We start from the raw sequence: 21426 nt of genomic DNA on the forward strand, positions 1-21426 counted from the left end.
GACATTATAAACCTTACATTATAAAATGGCAAAAGAATCCGTAAAAGCCAGGCAAAGGAAGAGAGAAGCAATGGTAGCCAAGTTTGCAGAAAAACGCGCAGCCCTGAAAGCTGAAGGCAATTATGCAGCACTGGACCTGTTGCCTAAAAATGCTTCCCCCGTTCGTTTAAAGAACAGGTGCCAGCTCACCGGCCGTCCTAAAGGTTACATGCGTCACTTCGGCGTTTGCCGTAACATGTTCCGCGACCTGGCCCTGGCTGGTAAAATACCCGGCGTAAGAAAAGCAAGCTGGTAATTCTATTTACGATTGTAGATTTAAGATTTTAGATTTTTAGTAAATCGTAAATCTAAGATCGTAAATCGTAAGTTTTTTTTGATTTTCCTTTCTATAACTGACTGGATATCGCATTGTAACACTTTTAACTTTTTACAAACAATGGTTACTGATCCAATAGCAGACTTCCTGACCAGAATCCGGAATGCTCAAATGGCCAACCACAGGATCGTGGAAATCCCGGCCTCCAAACTGAAAAAGCGTATCACTGAGATACTGTACGACAAAGGTTATATCCTGAAGTACAAATTTGAGGAAGACACCAAACAGGGCCTGATCAAAATAGCTCTGAAATATGATCCTCAGACCAAAACACCTGCCATTACCGATTTACAACGTATCAGCCGTCCCGGTTTGCGTCAGTATTCCAAACCTGGTGATTTCCGCCGTATTAAGAACGGTCTGGGCGTGGCTATCATCTCTACCTCCAAAGGGGTAATGACCGATAAAGAAGCCAAAGTACAGAACGTAGGCGGCGAAGTAGTTTGCTACGTTTATTAATATATACTAACGGTGTATCTGACAATTAAGCCTTTTATAAGGGGCTGAACACGGACCACCGGTACTTATAACAAACATAAAACTTATAACATGTCACGTATAGGGAAAAGTCCCATCAAATTAGCCAGCGGTGTAACAGTTGCTGTTTCCCCGGCTAATGAAATTACAGTAAAAGGCCCGAAAGGTGAGCTGAAACGGAGCATTGACCGGGATATTACTGTAGAAGTGAAAGAAGGGGTGCTGAACGTAACCCGTCCTACAGATCAGATCCGTCACCGTGCCCTGCATGGCTTGTACCGCGCTCTGATCGCAAACATGGTAAAAGGTGTAACCGATGGTTTCAAACAGCAGCTGGAGCTGGTAGGTGTAGGTTATAAAGCCGCCAACCAGGGTCAGTTACTGGACCTGTCATTAGGTTACTCTCACAATATTGTATTCGAAGTACCCAAGGAGCTGAAGGTAGCCACCTTAACAGAAAAAGGTGCCAACCCTAAGATTATGCTGGAAGGTATTGACAACCAGTTATTAGGCCAGGTAGCCGCTAAAATTCGCAGCCTGCGTAAACCAGAGCCTTACAAGGGTAAAGGTGTTCGCTACAGCAATGAAGTGGTTCGTAAGAAAGCAGGTAAGTCTGCAGGTAAATAACTAGCAGGCAGTTAGCAGCCGGCCATTGGCCAATAGCTGCTAACTGCCGCTGCAAACACTAAAGCCCGGCAGCATCGGGCGTAAAAACTGAAAACAATGATTACTAAAGAAGTTAAGAGACAGAAGATCCGTTACCGCATCCGTAAAAAGATCAGTGGTACCGCGCAAAAGCCCAGGTTGTCTGTATTTCGCAGCAACAGCGATATTTACGTACAATTGATCGATGATACCACTGGTACCACTCTGGCTGCTGCCTCTTCCCGCGATAAGGACATCAAGGCGCAAACAGGCACCAAAAGTGAAAAGTCTAAGCTGGTAGGCGCTGCCCTGGCTGCAAAGGCAAAAGCTGTAGGCGTAACTACCTGCACCTTTGACCGTGGTGGTTATTTATACCATGGCCGTGTAAAGAGTGTGGCAGATGGCGCAAGAGAAGGTGGCCTGCAGTTCTAAACTTAATCGTAAATCTGAAATCGTAATTCGCAATCGCAATTAATAAAATGGCAAAGAATTCATTCAATAAAATAAAGGCCGGTGACCTGGAGTTGAAGGAAAAGGTGGTGGCCATCAACCGTGTTACCAAAACCACTAAAGGCGGACGTACTTTTAGCTTCTCCGCACTGGTGGTAGTAGGCAACGAGAACGGCGTGGTGGGTCATGGACTGGGTAAAGCCAAGGAAGTGCAGGAAGCTATTACTAAAGGTATTGATGATGCTAAGAAAAATCTGATCAAGATACCTGTAATGAAAGGCACCATTCCGCATGACCAGCTGGCAAAAGAAGGCGCTGCTAAAGTGCTGATCAAACCCGCAGCCCATGGTACCGGTGTAATTGCCGGAGGTTCTATGCGTGCTGTGCTGGAAAGCGCTGGTATTACGGACGTGCTGGCAAAATCACTGGGTTCTGCCAATCCGCACAACGTGGTAAAAGCTACCTTTAAAGCATTAGGCCTGCTGCGCGAGCCTATCCAGATAGCTAAAACCAGAAGCGTGTCCCTGAAGAAGGTATTTAACGGATAATCCCTGCTTATCCAAGACAAGTAATTCAACTTATTATGGCAAAGATCAAGATCACTCAGGTTAAAAGTGGTATAGACCGTCCTGAAAGGCAGAAACTGACCTTAAAGGCGTTAGGCCTTAAGAAAATGCACGCTACTGTTGAAGTAGAGGCTACCCCTCAGATCAATGGCATGGTGCGTAAGGTACACCACCTGGTAACCGTAGAAGAAGTGAAAGGCTAAGCACTGTGTTCAGTCTTCACTAAATAGTACTAATTTTGCGTTGGTATTAGGAAAATAACATCTATATTTAAGCGAGCGGTTAATTTCCGCGTAAGTAAAAAAAATTATTATGAATCTGCATACACTGCAACCTGCTAAAGGTTCTGTACATAAAGAGAAACGCCTGGGTCGTGGGGAAGCTTCCGGTAAAGGTGGTACTTCTACAAAAGGTAATAAAGGTCATCAGTCCCGTAACGGTTATTCCAGCAAAAAAGGTCACGAAGGTGGTCAGATGCCTATTCAGCGTCGTTTGCCTAAACGTGGTTTCAAAAGCATCGATCCTTTAGAGTATAAGATCTTCAACGTAGGCCAGCTGGATCACCTGGTTGAAAAATACGGTCTGCAGGATTTCACAGTTGATAACCTGTATGCTAACGGCCTGGTGAACAAAACCGCCAAAGTGAAGCTGTTAGGCCAGGGAGAACTGAAAGCCAAAGTAACCGTAAAGGTGAACGCAATCAGTGAAAAGGCCAAACAGCTGATCGAAAAAGCTGGTGGGTCTGTAGAACTGGTATAAGACTTTACGACTGAGGAGACGCCTACGGAGTAGTGCGTCTTTTCGAATTTAATAGCGCTATTAAACCTTTATCTTCCTGTGAAGAAATTTATTGAAACAATAAAGAACATTTGGAGTATAGAAGACCTGCGTAACCGCATTCTTACCACGTTGCTCCTGACCCTGGTTTACCGTGTTGGTTCCTACATTGTGCTGCCCGGTATTGACGCGAACGCCCTGCATCAGTTTTCTGAGAAATCTAATCAGGGTATCTTGGGGCTCTTCAACATGTTTGCAGGAGGTTCTTTCTCCCGCGCATCCATTTTTGCGCTGGGGATTATGCCCTATATCTCTGCATCTATTGCCATTCAGCTGCTTACCATCGCAGTACCCTATTTCCAGAAACTGCAGAAAGAAGGGGAGAGCGGCCGTAAGAAGATTAACCAGTACACCCGTTTGTTGACCGTAGTAGTAACCGGTTTCCAGGCAAGTGCGTACGTGGCTTATCTGAAAAACCAGTCTGGAGGCGCCATCATTCCTCAATACAGTGCATTCCTTTTCTGGCTCTCCACAACGGTAGTATTAACTGCCGGTACTTTGTTTGTAATGTGGCTGGGCGAAAAGATCACCGATAAAGGTATTGGTAACGGTACCTCCCTCATCATCATGGTGGGCATCCTGGCCCGCTTACCGCAGGCATTGCTGCAGGAGTTCTCTTCCAAAACAACAGAAGGCGGCGGCGGTTTGCTGATGTTCCTGATTGAGCTGGCAGTGTTCATCATCATCACTATCGGCCTGATATTGCTGGTGCAGGGTACCCGCAAAGTACCGGTTAACTATGCCAAGCGTATTGTAGGTAATAAACAATATGGCGGCGTGCGCCAGTTCATTCCCCTGAAGGTGAATGCAGCCGGTGTAATGCCCATCATCTTTGCACAGGCCATTATGTTTATACCGGCAACGGCTATAGGTTTTGCCACCTCCAGCGAAAGCGCTTCCGGTTTTATCCGTATATTCAGCGACCATACCAATGGGTATTATAACCTGATATACGCAATACTGGTAGTTGTATTCACTTACTTCTATACCGCTTTGATCTTCAACCCCAACCAAATGGCGGAAGAAATGAAGCGTAACAATGGTTTCATTCCCGGTGTAAAACCCGGTAAGGCTACCGCCGATTATATTGGTGCTGTAATGGACCGTATTACCCTGCCTGGCGCCTTTTTCCTGGCACTGGTAGGTATACTGCCCGGTATAGCCGCTGCATTGCATATCAACAGTAACTTTGCCTCCTTCTTTGGCGGTACCTCCCTGCTCATCATGGTAGGGGTAATACTGGATACGCTGCAGCAGATAGAAAGCCAGCTGCTGATGCGCCATTACGATGGCCTGATGAGCGGTGGCCGTATCAAGGGCAGAACAGCGCCCGCTAACGTGTAGGTAATTATTTGATTATAAAGGCACAAGGTCAGAGGGTTATACCGCAGGAGCGAAACCTTTTGACCTTGTGACATTGTGACCACCGGGAGAATATCATGATCCACTATAAAAGCAAAGAGGAAATAGAGCTGATGCGCAAAAGCGCATTACTGGTAAGCGCTACCCTGGAAACAGTGGCCGGCGCATTAAAGCCTGGTATGAGCACCCTGGAGGTAGATGACCTGATAGACCAGTTCATCCGCGATAACGGCGCCATCCCGTCCTTTAAGGACTACCGCGGTTATCCCAAAAGCAGCTGCATTTCTGTGAATGAAGAGGTAGTGCACGGCATTCCCAATGCTTATGTGCTGCAGGATGGGGATATCGTATCTGTAGATGTGGGCGTGTTCCTGAACGGTTTTCATGGCGATAGCGCCTATACCTTTGCCATTGGCGAAGTAAAGGAAGAAGTATTGAAGCTGATGGCTGCTACCAAAGCAGCATTGTATAAAGGCATTGAAAAGGCATTGGTAGGCAACCGCATCGGCGATATTGCCTTTGCCATCCAGCAATATGCAGAGAAGGAGCGGGGATATGGCGTAGTAAGGGAGCTGGTAGGCCATGGCCTGGGCAAACACCTGCATGAAGATCCGCAGGTGCCTAATTACGGTAAGCGTGGCAGCGGCCCTATGATGAAGGAAGGTTTGGTGATAGCCATTGAGCCTATGATTAACATGGGCACCCGGGAAGTAGCCTATATGGACGATGGCTGGACAGTAGCTACCCGCGATGAGCAGCCCTCTGCACACTTTGAGCATACCGTAGCGGTGAAGAAAGGCCAGGCCGATCTTTTATCCAGCTTTACCGGTATTGAAAAAGCAGAGAAAGCAAATAGTGCATTGAATACTAATTACTAATAAATAAGTAATAATTAAGCGCTGTTAATGCAGCCGCGCTGAGGAAAGTGGAAAAATGAGGGCTTATGCGCGGAAAATATTGATTATTCAGCACTAATAACAATTAATTTCGTGATTTTTTTCGATTTCAAAAGATAAATGCTATCTTTGCAGTCCTAAAAATTTTTATGGCAAAACAGGCACTCATTAAACAGGATGGAATTATACTGGAAGCCTTGTCAAACGCTATGTTCCGTGTAAAATTGGAGAATGGGCATGAGATTTTGGCTACCATTTCTGGAAAAATGAGAATGCACTATATAAGAATTTTGCCCGGTGATAAGGTAGGAGTGGAGATGAGCCCATATGATTTATCGAGAGGAAGGATCATCTTCCGTTACAAATAAAGAATAGGGTAGCAGGGCAAAAGAAACAGCAGGATCATTTTCAGATATAAGATATCAATAACTAGACTTATAACTTTTAACTTATGAAGGTAAGAGCTTCCATAAAGAAGAGAAGTGCAGATTGCAAGATAGTGCGTAGAAAGGGGAAATTGTTGGTGATCAACAAAAAGAATCCTCGTTTTAAGCAACGTCAGGGATAATCGTATTCTAAACACAACAACGTTAAATTTAAAATAGCAATATGGCACGTATAGCCGGTATAGATCTTCCTAAAAATAAAAGAGGAGAAATAGGCCTCACCTATATCTTTGGTATAGGCCGTTCTACCGCCCAATACATCCTGACCCAGTCAGGGATCGACTTTAGCAAGAAAGTAAAGGATTGGAATGATGATGAGCAGGCTGCCATCCGTAACATTATCAATGCTGAGATCAAAGTAGAAGGCCAGCTGCGCTCTGAAGTGCAGATGAACATCAAGCGCTTGCTGGATATCGCCTGCTACCGTGGCTTACGTCACAGGAAAGGCTTACCGGTTAGAGGTCAGCGTACCCGTACCAACAGCCGCACCCGCAAAGGTAAGCGTAAAACAGTGGCCGGTAAGAAAAAGGCACCGAAGAAATAATCTTGACATCACAAATAACAAGTTCCGTTTTCCAATGGTGAGATACCTGGTAAGTGGAACCTGGCAATTGGAATCTGGAATTATAAATTATTATGGCAAAAGCAACCAATACAAAAACTGCTGCTAATAAAAAGAGGGTAGTTAAAGTAGACAACTACGGAGATGTACATATCTCTGCAAGTTTTAACAATATCATCGTAAGCATTACCAATAAGCACGGTCAGGTAATATCTTGGTCTTCTGCAGGTAAAATGGGCTTCAAGGGTTCTAAAAAGAACACTCCGTATGCAGCCCAGTTAGCTGCTTCCGATGCTGCTAAAACTGCCTTTGATGCCGGTCTGAAAAGAGCTGACGTATTTGTAAAAGGCCCTGGTGCTGGTCGTGAAAGCGCAATCCGTGCTATCTCTAACTCCGGTATTGAGGTAAATATGATCAAGGACGTGACGCCTTTACCGCACAACGGTTGCCGTCCTCCTAAGAAAAGAAGAGTATAGGTATTACAATATCCAAATTCCGGGTTCCAGGTTCCGATATACGGGATCTGGAATCTGGATTTTGGAGTTTATATTGTGATCAGCATAAATCAATTGGGTGTATGATCAGGTTTAAGATTTTTTAAAGATCATACATCGTAACTAAAAAATCTAACAAAGTAAAAACATGGCAAGGTACACAGGACCAAAGACCAAGATCTCCAGGATTTTTGGCGAACCCATTTTAGGTAATGGTAAGTATTTAGGTAAGAACAGCAACCCTCCCGGTCAGCACGGTGCAACCCGTAAGCGTAAACAGCTGGGCGAGTATGCACTGCAGCTGCGCGAAAAACAAAAAGCAAAATACACTTATGGTGTGCTGGAACGCCAGTTTGCTAATCTGTTTGATGAAGCAAACCGTCGTAAAGGCGTAACCGGTGAAGTATTGATCAAATTGCTGGAAGCCCGGTTGGATAATACCGTGTTCCGCTTAGGCATCGCCCCTTCCCGCCCTGCTGCACGTCAGCTGGTATCCCACAAACATATCACCGTTAACGGCCAGGTAGTGAATATCCCTTCCTTCCAGCTGAAACCCGGTGATAGCATTGGTTTAAAACCCAAAACAGCCGGTAATACCGCTTTAACCAGCGTTATCCGCGGTAAGAACCCCAAATTCAGCTGGCTGGACTGGAATGAAAAAGAAAACAGAGGTACTTTCATAGCCTATCCCGAAAGAGAGAGCGTTCCTGAAAACATCAAGGAACAGCTGATAGTGGAATTGTACTCTAAATAATAAACTACTAAACTTCATATAGCAATGGCAATTCTAAATTTCCAAAAGCCTGATAAGATCGTTTTGCAGAAGTCAACAGACTTTGAAGCACAATTCGAGTTTCGGCCGTTAGAACCTGGTTATGGCGTGACCATCGGTAATGCGCTACGCCGCGTACTGCTGTCATCCCTGGAGGGCTATGCCATTGTAGGAATAAAGATAGAAGGTGCAGACCACGAGTTTGCCACCCTGAAAGGTGTTACCGAAGACGTTACCGAGATCATTCTAAACCTGAAGCAGGTACGTTTTAAGAAGATTGTGGAAAATGAAGTGAATAACGAAAAGATCCAGATCTCCATCAAAGGTAAGACCGAGTTCCGGGCTGATATGATCGAAAAAGCCACCAGTGCTTTCCAGATCATGAACCCAGAGTTACTGATCTGTACCCTGGACCCTTCTTCCAAGCTGGATATTGAGCTGACCATCGGTAAAGGCCGTGGTTATGTGCCGGCAGAAGAGAATAAACCCAAGGATGCAGTTTTTGGCTACATCGCCATTGACTCAATCTTTACCCCTATAAAAAATGTAAAGTACAGCATCGAAAATACCCGTGTGGAACAAAAGACCGACTATGAGAAGTTGATCATGGAACTGGCTACCGATGGTACCATTCACCCGGAAGAAGCTGTAAAACAGGCATCCCGCATCCTGATCCAGCACCTGATGATCATTACTGATGAAAACATCAGCTTTGATACCAAGGATACTGAGAAAGAAGATGTGGTAGACGAACAAACCTTGCAGCTGCGTAAGATCCTGAAAACACCGCTGGAAGACCTGGACCTGAGCGTTCGCGCTTTCAACTGCTTAAAAGCTGCCAAGATCAACTCCCTGAGTGAGCTGGTACAGTACGAGCAGGAAGAGCTGATGAAGTTCCGGAACTTTGGTCAGAAATCGCTGAGTGAAATTGAGCAGGTGCTGAACGAAAGAGGCCTCCACTTTGGTATGGACCTGTCCAAACTGAAACTGGAAGAAGAGTAATTAAATAGCTTTTAGCAGTTAGCTGTTGGCCATTAGCGAATAGCTAGCTGCTAAAATCCAATAACTAAAAAAAGTACCCTGTAATTCCTGACACGGTATAGGGGAATAAAAAACAAAACGTCATGCGTCACGGAGTAAAATTAAATCGCCTGAGCAGAACTTCTGCTCACCGTAAGGCACTGTTATCCAACCTGGCTTGTGAGCTGATCAGCCACAAACGTATCACTACCACTTTAGCAAAAGCAAAAGCCCTGCGTATTTATGTAGAGCCCCTGCTGACACGCGCTAAAGCAGATAGCACCCATAACCGCAGGATCATTTTCAGCTACCTGCAGGATAAAGAAGCTATCAAGGAAATGTTCGGTGTGATCAGTGAGAAAATTGCTAGCCGTCCCGGTGGTTATACCCGCATCATTAAGCTGGGTAAACGTGTGGGCGATAACGCAGAAACAGCGCTGATTGAGCTGGTAGACTTTAACGAGATCTACGGAAAAACTACCGACAAGGCACCGGCTAAGAGAACCCGTCGTGCTGGTGGTGCTAAAAAGAAAGCAGAAGGTGGCGCTGAAGAAGCTACCCCCGCTGCTGAAAAAAAATCTGACGACAAAGCAGCCGAGTAACTCACGGTTGTTCAACAGTATAGAAGGGACAAGGCATTTGCCTTGTCCTTTTTTTATACACATAAGGGCTGAACGGCTTTAAACAAATGCTTTTTTTTCGTAATATAGCGGTCAGAAACTTTTTACCAATCCCTTATTCCTATGTATTACCTGCGATGCCAACATTGTGGGCACAACAACGCTCTCAGATCCGAATTTCTCACTTTCTGTGAACACTGCGCCAAGAAGCTGCCCAATACATTTGCCGGATGGAAACAAAAGAACCCGGAAGGGGAGTTTGAAGCCTATCAGCAGGAAACCGCCGTTTATATAGATGAAACCCCACCCAAACCGGGATGGGTACAGCAATACCTGTGGCCGGCCGGCCGCAGGGGCGTAATGCTGGTTTTAGGGCTGGTATTTGCCCTGGTAGCAGTAGCCGGTACCTATTTCGGCAAAGAGGCTGTGCTTACCTGGTTCTTCCCTAAAGTGGCCAAATCCTGGATGTATACCTCCTGGGAAACAGTAACCATTGGACGGCAGGCCCTGGAAATAAGCTCACCGGTGCATTTACGGGTAAGTGATAAAGCCCTGCCCGAGGACCTGAATGGTATGGTGGAATACGCTAAAAGTTACGCCAACCAGCAGGGAACCGGCATGCAGATAACGGTAGATATGTTCAGCTTTAAAGAAACCGTATCCAACAACCTGGAAGAAGCCAATAACCTGGCCATTAAAGGCATACAGGGGGAACCCGGCGTGTCTGAGCTGCAATATGAATCCAACCCTATGCCCCAGACAGAGATCCAGGGCATTATGCAGGAGGGAAGCTACCTGTATAAGAATGCAGTAAAACTCTCCTTCTATAACCTGATCATGGTAAAAGGGCAGCACCGCTGGCTGGTAAGCATCCGCTACCGGACAGATGATAATAACGGGCAGGAGGTAGCCAAAAGGGTATTTAATTCCGTAAAAGTGAAGCCATTAATAGTGAAGCTTTAACAGTTTATAATTAATAAGTAAGTAATGCGCGTGTGGGGAATAACAACCCCGTACGCGCATTTTGCTTTATTATTAATTGTGAAATGCATAATTTTGCACGATTTTTTAAAAAGAGTCGTATAAGAACAATGCCTCATACTAAACACAGCCAACCTGCCATATTGTTATTAGAAGACGGCACGGTTTATCATGGGAAAGCTTTTGGTAAAATTGGAACTGCTTCCGGTGAGCTTTGCTTTAATACCGGTATGACGGGTTACCAGGAAGTATTTACCGATCCTTCCTACAAGGGTCAGGTACTGATCATGAATAACTGCTACGTAGGCAACTATGGCACCAAGCAGGAAGATGTGGAAAGCAGCAGTGTAAAGATCAGTGGGTTGATTTGTAAGAACATTGCCCAGAACTACTCCCGTAAAATGGCCGACAGCTCCCTGGAGAAATTCCTGGAAAGCAATAACCTGGTTACCATTTATGATGTGGATACCCGGGCACTGGTGTCGCACATCCGCAGCAAAGGGGCTATGAACTGCATTATCTCTTCCGAGATCCTGGATGTAGAGCAGCTGAAAGGCCAGCTGAAGCAGGTGCCTTCTATGGAAGGCCTGGCACTGTGTGCAGAGGTATCTACCAAAGAACCTTATAACATTGGCGATCCCAATTCCAGCATCCGTATAGCGGTAATGGATAACGGGGTTAAGCGTAATATGCTTAAATGCCTGTCTGAAAAGGGCGCTTACCTGCAGGTATTCCCCACTACTACCAGTTTTGAGGAATGTGAGCAGTTTAAACCGCACGCCTACTTCATATCCAACGGTCCCGGCGATCCGGCTCCGCTTACCTATGCGGTGGATACCGTAAAGAAAGTGCTGAACGCAAACCGCCCGCTGTTTGGTATTTGCCTGGGCCACCAGCTGCTGGCCTTAGCAAACGATATTCCTACCTATAAAATGCACCATGGCCACCGGGGCTTAAACCACCCGGTAAAGAACCTGGCTACGGGCCGTTGCGAGATCACTACACAGAACCACGGTTTTGCGGTAGATCCCAAGGCTATAGCTGCCAGTGAAAATGTGGAGATCACCCATGTGAACCTGAATGATGGTTCCATAGAAGGTATCCGCATTAAGAACAAACCGGCATTCTCCGTGCAGTACCACCCGGAATCAACTCCTGGTCCGTACGACTCCCGCTATTTGTTTGATGATTTCTTTAAGATGATTGAGCAATACCAGTAATAAGGGTATAACATATTGGCATAGAACCAGAACGGTCCCGAAGATTCGGGACCGTTGTTTTAATTCCACGTTATGAAAACAAGCAGATGGGAATGTTACTGCATAGCGCAGGTAACAAGGCGTCATCGCCGTTTCATGATGGAACAAAAATGGGAAAAATTTCGACTGGCCGTTAGCTACAAGTGATGAATCAACCTTTATAGGCGATAAGTGGGGGAAAATCAGGGATTAGAGAAAAAAAATACGGCTCTGTGAACAGAGCCGTTTGCCTTTATAAATTCCACGTTATGAAAAACTGATACAAAAATACGTTATTTTGCTAAAACGTTTTAGTTGATTTTCGACTTTTTACAAAAACTTGATAATTCTATTTTTCAAGCTTTAATAAGTCAAAGTTCGGACCAAAAGCGCGTTTGAAAAAATTCTGTTAGTTAAATTTTTCTTAAACAAACCGTACTCGCTTTCCTCATATCTCGATTTGTTTAATTCTTCACTTTTCCTGTTCTTTCACCGTTTCTATAACAAATGTACAAGCTTAAATTGATTTAAAAAAGAGTTTTCTCAAATTTATTCAGGATTTTTATTGAAATAATGAACATAGAATTATTTATAATATGACGCTATTCCTTTCAAAAAAATCCTAAATTCCTTAAAAATCCTTATAACTTACTGATAGTCAATATAATCGGATAAAGGCAAACTCTTTTGATCTGTGAACCCCAAAATTGCAAAAATCGAAAAGTAAACGTATGTAATTATTTCTAATGTAATCTATTCCCTTTTCAATCGATTTCTTACGGGTGCAAAGATCGGGTATTTTCTATTGTCGTTCATGTTAAAATATTATGAACGCTGCTGACCTGGGTTATCCCTGAGTGGCTGCAACATCAGCAGTAGCTGTTGCAACACGGCCGGGATAAACTTCCAGCGCTTTTTCCAGGCATGTTATGGCTTTGGCAATGTCCTCCCTGTTTAATACATAAGCAAGGCGTACTTCCTGCTTACCCAGGCCGGGCGTAGCATAAAAGCCGGTACCGGGCGCCATCATTACGGTTTGCTGCTCATAGGCAAAAGATTCCAGCAGCCATTGGCAAAAAACATCCGCATCATCGATCGGTAATTTTGCCATTGCATAAAATGCGCCGCCAGGGTTAGGGCAAAACACACCGGGAATATTATTCAGCCCGGCTACCAGCACATCGCGGCGGGCCAGGTATTCTGCTTTAATGCCGTCAAAATAATCGGACGGCAGGTCTACTGCTGCCTCACCGGCTATTTGTGCAAAGGAGGGAGGGCTTAAACGGGCCTGTGCAAATTTCATCACTGCATCCAGCACCTGCTGATTCTTAGTAACCAGTGCGCCTATACGTCCACCGCAGGCGCTATACCTTTTGGAGATAGTATCCATCAGTATCACGTTGTTATCCAGCCCTTCCAGGTTCATAGCGGAAAAGTGCCGGCCGGTATAACAGAACTCACGGTAAGCCTCGTCAGAGAACAGGTACAGGTTATGCTGCAGGCACAGCTGCTTCAGCACTTCCATTTCTTCTTTACTATATAAATAACCGGTAGGGTTATTGGGATTGCAGATTAAAATGGCTTTGGTGCGGGGCGTAATAGCTTTTTCAAACGCTTCCATAGCCGGCAGCGCAAAACCGCTTTCAATACTGGAGCCAATGGTGCGAATGGTAATGCCTGCTTCCACCGCAAATCCATTGTAGTTAGCATAAAAAGGCTCCGGCACAATCACCTCATCGCCCGCATCCAGGCAGGCCATAAAGGAAAACAGGATGGCTTCTGAACCGCCGGTGGTAATAATGATCTGCTGGTGGTTTACCTGGATATTAAACCTTTCATAATAAGTAACCAGCTTACGGCGGTAACTTTCATTACCCGCGCTGTGACTGTATTCCAGCACTTTGAACTCGGAATGGCGTACCGCATCCAGTACCGGTTTAGGGGTTTCAATATCCGGCTGGCCTATGTTCAGGTGGTATACCTTTACACCTTTCTTTTTAGCAGCTTCGGCGTAAGGCACTAATTTTCTGATGGGGGAGGGCGGCATGTGCACACCTCTCTGGCTAATATCAGGCATCGTTTGATTGGTTTGGCGATTGCAAAGTTAAAGGAAATGCAGGGATATGCTGACGGGGGAGTACATAATGTGCAGCCCGGTAAGCACGTGAATATGGGAATATATGCCGTATTAAGGCACAAATCTTATGCTGGGCAAAACACCGGGGTGTGATGAACGGAAAACAGTTCCATAAAAAAACCTTACAGCTTTCAAAACTGTAAGGTTCTTTTTATCAATGGAAGGATCTGCACGGTGTGCACATCCAATCATTTGAAAATTAGTTTTCTACGGTGCCGGTCAGGTGTAATTCCTTATCCTGATCCACGCCTTTGAACTTAACCCAGATAGTTTTGCTTTGCTGGCCTACACCATTGGCACTGTAAGTAGCGGTTACTTTACCTTTTTTACCAGGTAAAATGGGCTCTTTAGTCCAGCCGGGAGTAGTACAACCGCAGGATGCGCGGGCAGCTTCTACCAGAATGGGTTCTTTGGTGATATTAGTAAATTCAAAATCAACAGTTACGGGTTTGTTGAGTTGGGTTTTACCAAAATCAATTGATTCCTTCACAAATTTCACTTTTGCGTCTGCGGTATTGCCGGTAGCGGAACCATTTTGTGTCTGGGCCCAAAGTGCTGTAGTTAACAGCATGCTCGCAAATAGGGATAAGATAAACTTTTTCATCATGTATAGTTTGGTTTTAAACGGTTTTGGTTAAAAAGATAAATCCTACCCGGATTTATGCAAATTTACAGCCAAATTTTATTTCACGTAAAGCAAATTATTAAAATCTTCTTAAAAAAAACATTTTAATTTAAGAACGGCATTTTCAGCATGTTAGCAACTATTTTTCATCTGTATAAATTAACCTTACTTTTGCACTTTAACCAACCCGCATGATAGAAAATAATGAACTGACTATGAATATGGACAGCCGGTTATCTTTTGAAGAATTCCGTAAGGAGATACTGAATGACTACCGGTTGGCTTGCGAAAGCAGGGAAGTTAGTTTGCTGGCACGCAAGGAGGTACTGACCGGTAAGGCCAAATTTGGCATTTTCGGAGACGGTAAGGAAGTTGCGCAGATAGCCATGGCTAAATATTTCCTGCCGGGTGATTATCGCTCCGGTTACTATCGCGATCAGACTTTTGCCTTTGCCAGCGGTATTGCTACTATAGAGCAATTTTTCTCTCAGCTGTATGCCGACCCGGACCCGCTTAACGATCCTTTCTCCGCCGGCCGGCAAATGAACGCACACTTTGCCACGCCCAATATAACGCCGGATGGCCAATGGCAGGACCTTACCAAAATAAAGAATACGGCTGCCGACATGGCGCCTACTGCCGCACAAATGCCGCGTGCGCTGGGTTTGGCCTTTGCATCTAAATTATTCCGTGAAGTGGAGGTGCTGAAAGAATTCAGCCACCTGTCGCAGAACGGTAACGAGATCTGTTTTGCTACTATCGGCGACGCCTCTACGTCAGAAGGGCATTTCTGGGAAACCATGAATGCAGCAGGTGTTTTGCAGGTGCCACTGGCGGTGTTCATATGGGATGATGGATATGGTATTTCCGTACCGCGTAAATACCAAACCACCAAAGGCTCTATCAGCACCGTGATGGAAGGCTTCCGGAAAACAGAAGGTACCAATGGTTTTGACATATATAATGTAAAGGGCTGGGATTATGCCGGCATGTGTGAGGTATTTGAGAACGGCCTGCGCAAGGTGCGGGAAACGCATATACCTGCGCTGTTCCATGTAGAGGAGATCACGCAGCCACAGGGCCACTCCACCAGCGGATCGCATGAACGTTATAAAAGCAAGGACCGCCTGGCCTGGGAAAAGGACTTTGATTGCAATCATAAAATGCGGCAGTGGATCCTGGAGAATGCATTGTCTGACGAAGGCACCCTGCAGGAAATAGAAGCCCGCGCTAAAGTATTGGCCCAGGAAAGCCGTAAAAGCGCCTGGGAAAAATATATTACGCCCATTAAGCAGCAGGTGCAAACCATGGTAGGTTATGGCAATGCAGTAGTATCAGAAGGGGTAGCAGATACGGCGATGGTACAGAAAGCCATTCATGAGCTGCAGGTGAACCGTGAGCCGCTGCGCCGCGATATCCTGAAAACAGCCGCCACCATCCTTTTTCACAACAAGAAAAAACATAGCCCGGCCTTACAGGCTTTACAACAATATTATAACCAGCAGTTGCAGCAGGAAAAGCAAACCTATAACAGCCTGCTGTATGGAGAGGGCGCTAACTCAGCCCTGAATGTACCGGTAATACCGGCTACTTATGCAGCAGATGCACATGCGGTGAATGGTTATGAAGTGCTGAATAAATATTTTGACCAGCTGTTTGCTGAAAACCCCAAAGTATTTGCTTTTGGGGAAGATGTAGGTAAGATCGGGGATGTAAACCAGGGTTTTGCCGGCTTACAGCAAAAACATGGAAAAGACCGCATTTTTGATACCGGCATACGGGAGCTTACCATTATGGGACAGGCTGTAGGTATGGCGCTGCGTGGCCTGAAGCCAATAGCAGAGATCCAGTACGTGGATTATATGTTATATGGCCTGCAGCCTTTAAGTGATGATGTGGCCAGCCTGCATTACCGCACCGCCGGTACACAGGCCTGCCCAATGATTGTACGTACCCGCGGCCACCGGCTAGAGGGGATCTGGCACTCGGGTTCGCCCATGGCTATGATGATACACAGCCTGCGTGGCATGCACCTTTGCGTGCCCCGGAACATGGTACAGGCAGCCGGCATGTATAATACCTTATTACGCGCCAATGATCCGGCCGTAGTGGTTGAATCCCTGAATGGTTACCGCCTGAAAGAGCAGCTGCCGGACAACCTCACCACTTTTACCGTGCCCCTGGGTGTGCCGGAAGTGGTAATGGCTGGTACGGATATTACATTAGTATCCTACGGCTCTACCCTGCGTATTGTGGAAGAAGCTGCGCATACGCTGGAGCAAATGGGTGTTTCCTGCGAGGTGATCGATGTACAGACCTTATTGCCTTTTGATATTCACCATAGTATTGTTGAATCTTTAAAAAAGACCAACCGTATTGTATTTATTGATGAAGATGTACCGGGTGGTGGTACGGCCTACATGTTCCAGCAGGTAATGGAATTGCAGGGCGGTTACCGCTGGCTGGATGTGGCGCCCCGCACCCTGAGCGCACAGGCGCACCGGCCGGCCTATGGCTCTGACGGGGACTATTTCTCCAAGCCCAATACGGAAGATGTGGTGAAGGTGGTAATGTCTATGATGGAAGAATAGCGCATAAAACGCTTGTATAAAAACAGTACGTCCCGTAGCGGCTAGGCCGCACGGGACGTTTTTTTGTAACAGTTGTAGGTTTTAGGCAGATGACAAGCAGTAGGTTCACAAATATTAAAAAATATATCCATACTATTATGCCATGCCCGTGTTATTTAACCATAATTTCAACATGAGCAGGCAGAAAATATGCCAGTTTACTTTGTTATTTTACGACATTGGCCATTTGAAAAATAGCAAGGATGAAAAATATAGTTGTTTTAGACGGATATGCCCTGAACCCCGGCGACCTTGACTGGGGCCCGTTACAGGCCCTTGGGAATGTAACGGTATATGACCGGACCCTAGAATCGGAAGTACCTGCCCGGGCAAAGGATGCAGAGATATTACTCACCAATAAGGCTATTGTAAGCGGCGCTGCCATAGCACAATTACCAAAGCTGCAATACATTGGCGTAATGGCCACCGGGTATAATATTGTAGATGTACCGGCCGCCACAGCCCGGCAGATCAGCGTAACCAATGTGCCGGCCTATGGTACGCCAGCGGTAGCACAGCTTACCTTTGCCCTGATACTGGAACTATACAACCATGTGGGACTGCATGCGGATAGTGTGCGCACCGGCGACTGGAGCCGCAGCAGTGATTTCAGCTACTGGAAAGCGCCTTTGCACGAGCTGCATGGCAAAGTGCTGGGTATAGTAGGACTGGGCCAAATAGGGCAGGCAGTAGCCCGCATAGCCCTGGCTTTTGGTATGCAGGTAATAGCCTGCCATAAACACCCGGAACGGGATAAAATGGAGGGTGTTACGTTCGTGGACCAGGCTACCTGTTTTGCCCGGGCAGATGTGGTAAGCCTGCATTGCCCGCTGAATGAGCAGAACAAAGGTTTTGTAAATGAGCCGTTAATAAACACCATGCAGCCGGGCGCTATTTTAATAAACACCAGCCGGGGGCCCCTGATCAATGAGGCCGATCTGGCCAGGGCGCTGAATAGCGGCCGCATAACAGGCGCTGCCCTGGATGTGCTGTCTACCGAACCTCCCCCGGCGGATCATCCCCTGGTGACAGCTAAAAACTGCATTATTACCCCGCATATTGCCTGGGCTTCTATAGAGGCACGGGGGCGTTTGCTGCATACGGCGGTGGCGAATGTAAAGGCCTGGTTAGCGGGCCAGCCGCAGCATGTATTGAATGGCTGATTATCTGTTTAGCAAAATGATAAATATAAATTCTAGCAGATCTGTGTTATAATAGAAATATGATGAACTGGATAAACTAATTATTGATTTGTTTGTTAATCAATAGTGAATATGAATTATATGGTATACCACGGATGAATAAAATGAACAAAAAAGACCACAAAAAAACTTTTCTGGTAATTTCGGGATTCAGTAATAATTAGCTAAATTGGAACAGGTTATAAACGCTGTATGTAGGGGTTGCTATTTAAAAGACGCTCAATAATCATTTAGGCCACGAAGACGCCCTGGAATCAATCAAATTTTTCATCATTAGATCTAAAATCCACCTGTATGAAAGCAGGAATTCTACTGGTAGAGGACGACCATTTTTTTGCAAAGGTTATCAAAAGACATCTGGAGAAGGAAGGTTTTACTGTAGTGCACTGCCTTGATGGCGATGAAGCCTGGGAAGCGTTCCAGGAACGTGCATTTGACATCTGCCTGCTGGATATAATTATGCCCGGCAAAGACGGTTTTAGCCTGGCGCAGGAGATCCGTAACCAGGATACGAATGTGCCTATTATCTTCATCTCCTCCCGCTACATGGAGCAGGACCGCCTGAATGGTTTTGCTGCCGGTGGGGATGATTATATGGTAAAACCGTTTAACATTGAGGAGCTGCAATACCGTATAGATGTGTTCCTGAAAAGGAGCCGCCTGCTGCAGAGCCGCAAGGTGCAGATCTATCAGATAGGCTCCCTGGAGTTTAACTACACAGAGCTCAAGATCTATCATGAGCCTACTAAAACTACTGTAAATCTGCCGCCAAAAGAGGCTGAGCTGCTGAAGTTTCTGTGTGAGAACCCTAACCGCAAGCTGAAACGGGAAAACATTTTGCTGAGTGTTTGGGGGAGCGATGACTTTTTTGCAGGGCGTACCATGGATGTGTACCTGACCCGCCTGAGGAAACATTTCCGCCTGGATGATGAGGTAAAGCTGGAAACCTTTCATGGTAAAGGCTTACGTCTTATGACAGATGCACAGGCCTGCCTGCTGGATAACTAAGTAACGCAGAAAACACCAAGACATATATAATTGGAGAACCGTTTTGCTTTTAGCAGAACGGTTCTCTTATTTTATGCTGTAATATGTTTAGCGCAGGTTGTGGAATACCTGTTGTACGTCATCGTCCTGCTCCAGGCGGTCAATCAGCTCCAATACTTCCTTGGCCTGTTCTTCATTCAGCTCCGTAGTAGTGGTAGGAATGCGCTGCAGCTCCGCGCTCAGAGGGGTAATGCCTTTTTCTTCCAGGGCTTTGGCCATGTTGCCGAACTCCGTGAAAGGGGTACGCAGAATAATGTTGCTCTCACTATCTTCCCCGATCTCTTCCAAACCGGCATCAATCAGCTCCAGCTCCAGCTCTTCCAGGTTCTGACCTTCATTTTTGATCTTGAACACGCCCATACGGTTAAACAAAAAGCCTACAGAACCGCTGGTACCCAGGCTGCCGCCTTCCTTATTAAAGTGCATGCGCACATTAGCTACGGTACGGGTAGGGTTATCGGTGGCAGTTTCTACTATCACCGCTACGCCGTGAGGGGCATACCCTTCATATACTACTTCCTCATAGTCGGTTTTGTCCTTACCCATTGCGCGCTTAATGGCAGCTTCTACCCGGTCTTTGGGCATGTTCACACCTTTGGCGTTGGCAAAACAACGGCGCAGGGCGGGATTGTTATCCGGGTCAGGACCACCTTGTTTTACTGCGATGGCTATTTCCTTACCTATCCTGGTGAATTGTTTGGCCATCCGGTCCCAACGGGCAAACATAGTGTGTTTTCTTACTTCAAATATTCTTCCCATGTTGGTTTATTATCGAATCGCAAAAATACAGTTTATAGGAATGTAAAACCCCTAAAATAAAAACCGCCCCGGTATTATTCCGGAGCGGTTCAATTATTTAATACAACAGCTTATTGCTGCAGCTTACGCGCTTTACTGTGTTTAACGCTGTAGCCAAAGTAAATGACAAAACCAATGGCCAGCCAGATGAATAACCGGATCCAGTTATCGGCGCCCAGGCCCAGGATCATTAGTCCGCACACAATAGCACCGGCAATGGGTACAACGGGCACCCAGGGAGTTTTGAAGGGGCGCGGTACATTAGGATCGCTCTTGCGCATTACCAGTACACCTATGCATACCAGCACAAAGGCAAACAGGGTACCAATGCTGGTCATGTTGCCTACAATGTGATCCGGGATAAAACCGGCAAACAGGGCGGTGAATCCAAAGAACAATATTTGTGATTTATACGGAGTACGGTATTTAGGGTGCAGTTTGGAAAACACCGGTGGCACCAGCCCGTCGTTGGACATGGAGTAGAACACGCGGGTTTGTCCCAGCAACATTACCAGGATCACGGAGGAGAAACCGGCCAGGATAGCGATGGTAATGAATAATGACAACCAGCTATACCCCGGCATATAGGTATCAATAGCATATGCTACAGATGCTTCGCTACCGGCTTTCAAAAAGTCTTTGAAAGGAGCAACACCTGTTAATACGTGGGAGAATAAGATGTATAATACCGTACAAATAGCCAGGGATACCAGGATACCAATGGGCATGGCGCGCTTGGGATCTTTGGTTTCCTGTGCGGCGGTGGATACGGCATCAAAACCAATGAAGGCAAAAAATACCACCCCGGCGCCGGCCAGTACGCCTAACCAGCCGTGGTTGCGGGGCTGGGAGTAATCGACCACGGTACCATCGTTCAGCGATACAGTGCCCGCATCAGCAGGTATCATATAAGGTGTGTGGTTGGCAGGATTTATAAAGTGCCAGCCCAGCACAATGAATAATAATACGATGGCTACTTTTACTATTACGATGATGGTGTTAACAGTGGCAGATTCCTGCGTACCGCGGATCAGCAATAAAGAGAGCAGCAGCAGGATAAAAATAGCGGGGAGGTTGATCATACCATGTACGCCGGTAGCAGATACTTCAAACGGCGAGTGAGACAACTCATAAGGTATGGTAGTATGAAAGAGTGAAAATAATAACTTGTTCAGGTACTGGGACCAGCCAATGGATACGGTAGCGGCGCCCAGGGCATATTCCAGCACCAGGTCCCAGCCAATG

At 46.1% G+C, this 21426-nt stretch carries 24 protein-coding genes and 1 pseudogene; 21 read left to right on the top strand and 4 right to left on the bottom strand.

Annotated features, from left to right (window positions below; translation table 11 throughout):
- Positions 1–25: 25 nt before the first annotated feature.
- The 18 genes and pseudogenes from rpsN (at position 26) to carA (ending at position 11724) form a co-directional block, all read left to right on the top strand.
- A complete protein-coding gene (gene rpsN, locus KVT36_RS14545) occupies positions 26–295 on the top strand; it encodes a 30S ribosomal protein S14 (protein ID WP_217604217.1) in 270 nt (89 codons plus the stop codon).
- Positions 296–436: 141 nt separating this feature from the next.
- Positions 437–835 (top strand): 30S ribosomal protein S8, encoded by a 399-nt coding sequence (gene rpsH / locus KVT36_RS14550; RefSeq protein ID WP_217604218.1) that lies wholly within the window; start codon positions 437–439, stop codon positions 833–835.
- A 90-nt stretch (positions 836–925) separates the two neighbouring features.
- Positions 926–1480, top strand: coding sequence for a 50S ribosomal protein L6 (gene rplF / locus KVT36_RS14555; protein ID WP_217604219.1), 555 nt, complete (start codon positions 926–928; stop codon positions 1478–1480).
- A gap of 96 nt (positions 1481–1576) precedes the next feature.
- Positions 1577–1930 carry a 50S ribosomal protein L18 gene (gene rplR / locus KVT36_RS14560; RefSeq protein ID WP_217604220.1) on the top strand — a complete coding sequence of 118 codons (354 nt, stop codon included), beginning with the start codon at positions 1577–1579 and terminating at the stop codon, positions 1928–1930.
- Between the two features lie 47 nt (positions 1931–1977).
- The gene (gene rpsE, locus KVT36_RS14565; RefSeq protein WP_217604221.1) at positions 1978–2496 is read left to right on the top strand and encodes a 30S ribosomal protein S5; all 519 of its coding nucleotides are present in this window, start codon (positions 1978–1980) and stop codon (positions 2494–2496) included.
- A gap of 35 nt (positions 2497–2531) precedes the next feature.
- A complete protein-coding gene (rpmD, locus tag KVT36_RS14570) occupies positions 2532–2717 on the top strand; it encodes a 50S ribosomal protein L30 (RefSeq protein ID WP_217604222.1) in 186 nt (61 codons plus the stop codon).
- A gap of 109 nt (positions 2718–2826) precedes the next feature.
- A complete protein-coding gene (gene rplO / locus KVT36_RS14575; protein WP_217604223.1) occupies positions 2827–3273 on the top strand; it encodes a 50S ribosomal protein L15 in 447 nt (148 codons plus the stop codon).
- A gap of 78 nt (positions 3274–3351) precedes the next feature.
- Positions 3352–4695, top strand: a complete 1344-nt coding sequence (gene secY, locus KVT36_RS14580) for a preprotein translocase subunit SecY (RefSeq protein WP_217604224.1) — start codon at positions 3352–3354, stop codon at positions 4693–4695.
- Positions 4696–4790: 95 nt separating this feature from the next.
- On the top strand, positions 4791–5591 hold the full coding sequence (gene map, locus KVT36_RS14585; RefSeq protein WP_217604225.1) for a type I methionyl aminopeptidase: 801 nt from the start codon (positions 4791–4793) through the stop codon (positions 5589–5591).
- Between the two features lie 167 nt (positions 5592–5758).
- Entirely contained in the window at positions 5759–5977 is a 219-nt protein-coding gene (infA, locus tag KVT36_RS14590) for a translation initiation factor IF-1 (protein ID WP_012789309.1), read from the top strand.
- 83 nt (positions 5978–6060) lie between these two features.
- Positions 6061–6177 carry a 50S ribosomal protein L36 gene (gene rpmJ, locus KVT36_RS14595; RefSeq protein WP_072360626.1) on the top strand — a complete coding sequence of 39 codons (117 nt, stop codon included), beginning with the start codon at positions 6061–6063 and terminating at the stop codon, positions 6175–6177.
- 41 nt (positions 6178–6218) lie between these two features.
- Positions 6219–6599: a 30S ribosomal protein S13 gene (gene rpsM / locus KVT36_RS14600; RefSeq protein WP_089918422.1), complete on the top strand. Its 381-nt coding sequence runs from the start codon at positions 6219–6221 to the stop codon at positions 6597–6599.
- A 92-nt stretch (positions 6600–6691) separates the two neighbouring features.
- Positions 6692–7093 (top strand): 30S ribosomal protein S11, encoded by a 402-nt coding sequence (gene rpsK, locus KVT36_RS14605; protein ID WP_089918424.1) that lies wholly within the window; start codon positions 6692–6694, stop codon positions 7091–7093.
- Positions 7094–7259: 166 nt separating this feature from the next.
- Positions 7260–7865: a 30S ribosomal protein S4 gene (gene rpsD / locus KVT36_RS14610; RefSeq protein WP_217604226.1), complete on the top strand. Its 606-nt coding sequence runs from the start codon at positions 7260–7262 to the stop codon at positions 7863–7865.
- Positions 7866–7889: 24 nt separating this feature from the next.
- Positions 7890–8885 carry a DNA-directed RNA polymerase subunit alpha gene (locus KVT36_RS14615; protein ID WP_089918427.1) on the top strand — a complete coding sequence of 332 codons (996 nt, stop codon included), beginning with the start codon at positions 7890–7892 and terminating at the stop codon, positions 8883–8885.
- A 122-nt stretch (positions 8886–9007) separates the two neighbouring features.
- Positions 9008–9358 (top strand): annotated as a pseudogene (rplQ, locus tag KVT36_RS14620) (50S ribosomal protein L17); the annotation flags it as partial.
- 288 nt (positions 9359–9646) lie between these two features.
- On the top strand, positions 9647–10486 hold the full coding sequence (locus KVT36_RS14625) for a hypothetical protein (RefSeq protein WP_217604228.1): 840 nt from the start codon (positions 9647–9649) through the stop codon (positions 10484–10486).
- 128 nt (positions 10487–10614) lie between these two features.
- Positions 10615–11724: a glutamine-hydrolyzing carbamoyl-phosphate synthase small subunit gene (gene carA, locus KVT36_RS14630; RefSeq protein ID WP_217604229.1), complete on the top strand. Its 1110-nt coding sequence runs from the start codon at positions 10615–10617 to the stop codon at positions 11722–11724.
- An 865-nt stretch (positions 11725–12589) separates the two neighbouring features.
- On the opposite strand, the gene KVT36_RS14635 is transcribed toward carA, so the two are convergent.
- A complete protein-coding gene (locus tag KVT36_RS14635; protein ID WP_217604230.1) occupies positions 12590–13819 on the bottom strand; it encodes a pyridoxal phosphate-dependent aminotransferase in 1230 nt (409 codons plus the stop codon).
- Positions 13820–14078: 259 nt separating this feature from the next.
- Positions 14079–14486, bottom strand: a complete 408-nt coding sequence (locus tag KVT36_RS14640; protein WP_254640007.1) for a DUF1573 domain-containing protein — start codon at positions 14484–14486, stop codon at positions 14079–14081.
- Positions 14487–14695: 209 nt separating this feature from the next.
- Between KVT36_RS14640 and KVT36_RS14645 the strand changes: the two genes are divergently transcribed.
- The 3 genes from KVT36_RS14645 to KVT36_RS14655 all read left to right on the top strand — a co-directional run bounded on the left by KVT36_RS14645 (position 14696) and on the right by KVT36_RS14655 (position 19344).
- Positions 14696–17095 carry a thiamine pyrophosphate-dependent enzyme gene (locus KVT36_RS14645; RefSeq protein WP_217604231.1) on the top strand — a complete coding sequence of 800 codons (2400 nt, stop codon included), beginning with the start codon at positions 14696–14698 and terminating at the stop codon, positions 17093–17095.
- Between the two features lie 242 nt (positions 17096–17337).
- Positions 17338–18297 (top strand): D-2-hydroxyacid dehydrogenase, encoded by a 960-nt coding sequence (locus KVT36_RS14650; RefSeq protein WP_217604232.1) that lies wholly within the window; start codon positions 17338–17340, stop codon positions 18295–18297.
- A gap of 333 nt (positions 18298–18630) precedes the next feature.
- The gene (locus KVT36_RS14655; RefSeq protein WP_217604233.1) at positions 18631–19344 is read left to right on the top strand and encodes a response regulator transcription factor; all 714 of its coding nucleotides are present in this window, start codon (positions 18631–18633) and stop codon (positions 19342–19344) included.
- Positions 19345–19431: 87 nt separating this feature from the next.
- On the opposite strand, the gene KVT36_RS14660 is transcribed toward KVT36_RS14655, so the two are convergent.
- Positions 19432–20142: a YebC/PmpR family DNA-binding transcriptional regulator gene (locus KVT36_RS14660; RefSeq protein ID WP_217604234.1), complete on the bottom strand. Its 711-nt coding sequence runs from the start codon at positions 20140–20142 to the stop codon at positions 19432–19434.
- A gap of 110 nt (positions 20143–20252) precedes the next feature.
- Positions 20253–21426: amino acid permease (locus KVT36_RS14665; RefSeq protein ID WP_254640008.1), on the bottom strand; the 1174-nt coding region annotated here is incomplete at its 5' end.

It is taken from the genome of Chitinophaga sp. GbtcB8 (assembly GCF_019091455.1).
Lineage (GTDB): Bacteria > Bacteroidota > Bacteroidia > Chitinophagales > Chitinophagaceae > Chitinophaga.

What these genes read in the sequence shown, in the direction of transcription:
- KVT36_RS14615 (WP_089918427.1), top strand. Translation starts at nt 7,890, where the DNA reads ATGGCAATTCTAAATTTCCAAAAGCCTGATAAGATCGTTTTGCAGAAG.
- KVT36_RS14660 (WP_217604234.1), bottom strand. Translation starts at nt 20,142, where the DNA reads ATGGGAAGAATATTTGAAGTAAGAAAACACACTATGTTTGCCCGTTGG.
- carA (WP_217604229.1), top strand. Translation starts at nt 10,615, where the DNA reads ATGCCTCATACTAAACACAGCCAACCTGCCATATTGTTATTAGAAGAC.
- rpmD (WP_217604222.1), top strand. Translation starts at nt 2,532, where the DNA reads ATGGCAAAGATCAAGATCACTCAGGTTAAAAGTGGTATAGACCGTCCT.
- rpsN (WP_217604217.1), top strand. Translation starts at nt 26, where the DNA reads ATGGCAAAAGAATCCGTAAAAGCCAGGCAAAGGAAGAGAGAAGCAATG.
- rpsD (WP_217604226.1), top strand. Translation starts at nt 7,260, where the DNA reads ATGGCAAGGTACACAGGACCAAAGACCAAGATCTCCAGGATTTTTGGC.
- map (WP_217604225.1), top strand. Translation starts at nt 4,791, where the DNA reads ATGATCCACTATAAAAGCAAAGAGGAAATAGAGCTGATGCGCAAAAGC.
- rplR (WP_217604220.1), top strand. Translation starts at nt 1,577, where the DNA reads ATGATTACTAAAGAAGTTAAGAGACAGAAGATCCGTTACCGCATCCGT.
- rpmJ (WP_072360626.1), top strand. Translation starts at nt 6,061, where the DNA reads ATGAAGGTAAGAGCTTCCATAAAGAAGAGAAGTGCAGATTGCAAGATA.
- KVT36_RS14625 (WP_217604228.1), top strand. Translation starts at nt 9,647, where the DNA reads ATGTATTACCTGCGATGCCAACATTGTGGGCACAACAACGCTCTCAGA.
- KVT36_RS14635 (WP_217604230.1), bottom strand. Translation starts at nt 13,819, where the DNA reads ATGCCTGATATTAGCCAGAGAGGTGTGCACATGCCGCCCTCCCCCATC.
- rpsK (WP_089918424.1), top strand. Translation starts at nt 6,692, where the DNA reads ATGGCAAAAGCAACCAATACAAAAACTGCTGCTAATAAAAAGAGGGTA.
- rpsH (WP_217604218.1), top strand. Translation starts at nt 437, where the DNA reads ATGGTTACTGATCCAATAGCAGACTTCCTGACCAGAATCCGGAATGCT.
- rplF (WP_217604219.1), top strand. Translation starts at nt 926, where the DNA reads ATGTCACGTATAGGGAAAAGTCCCATCAAATTAGCCAGCGGTGTAACA.
- KVT36_RS14650 (WP_217604232.1), top strand. Translation starts at nt 17,338, where the DNA reads ATGAAAAATATAGTTGTTTTAGACGGATATGCCCTGAACCCCGGCGAC.
- rplO (WP_217604223.1), top strand. Translation starts at nt 2,827, where the DNA reads ATGAATCTGCATACACTGCAACCTGCTAAAGGTTCTGTACATAAAGAG.
- rpsE (WP_217604221.1), top strand. Translation starts at nt 1,978, where the DNA reads ATGGCAAAGAATTCATTCAATAAAATAAAGGCCGGTGACCTGGAGTTG.
- rpsM (WP_089918422.1), top strand. Translation starts at nt 6,219, where the DNA reads ATGGCACGTATAGCCGGTATAGATCTTCCTAAAAATAAAAGAGGAGAA.
- infA (WP_012789309.1), top strand. Translation starts at nt 5,759, where the DNA reads ATGGCAAAACAGGCACTCATTAAACAGGATGGAATTATACTGGAAGCC.
- KVT36_RS14645 (WP_217604231.1), top strand. Translation starts at nt 14,696, where the DNA reads ATGATAGAAAATAATGAACTGACTATGAATATGGACAGCCGGTTATCT.
- KVT36_RS14655 (WP_217604233.1), top strand. Translation starts at nt 18,631, where the DNA reads ATGAAAGCAGGAATTCTACTGGTAGAGGACGACCATTTTTTTGCAAAG.
- KVT36_RS14640 (WP_254640007.1), bottom strand. Translation starts at nt 14,486, where the DNA reads ATGATGAAAAAGTTTATCTTATCCCTATTTGCGAGCATGCTGTTAACT.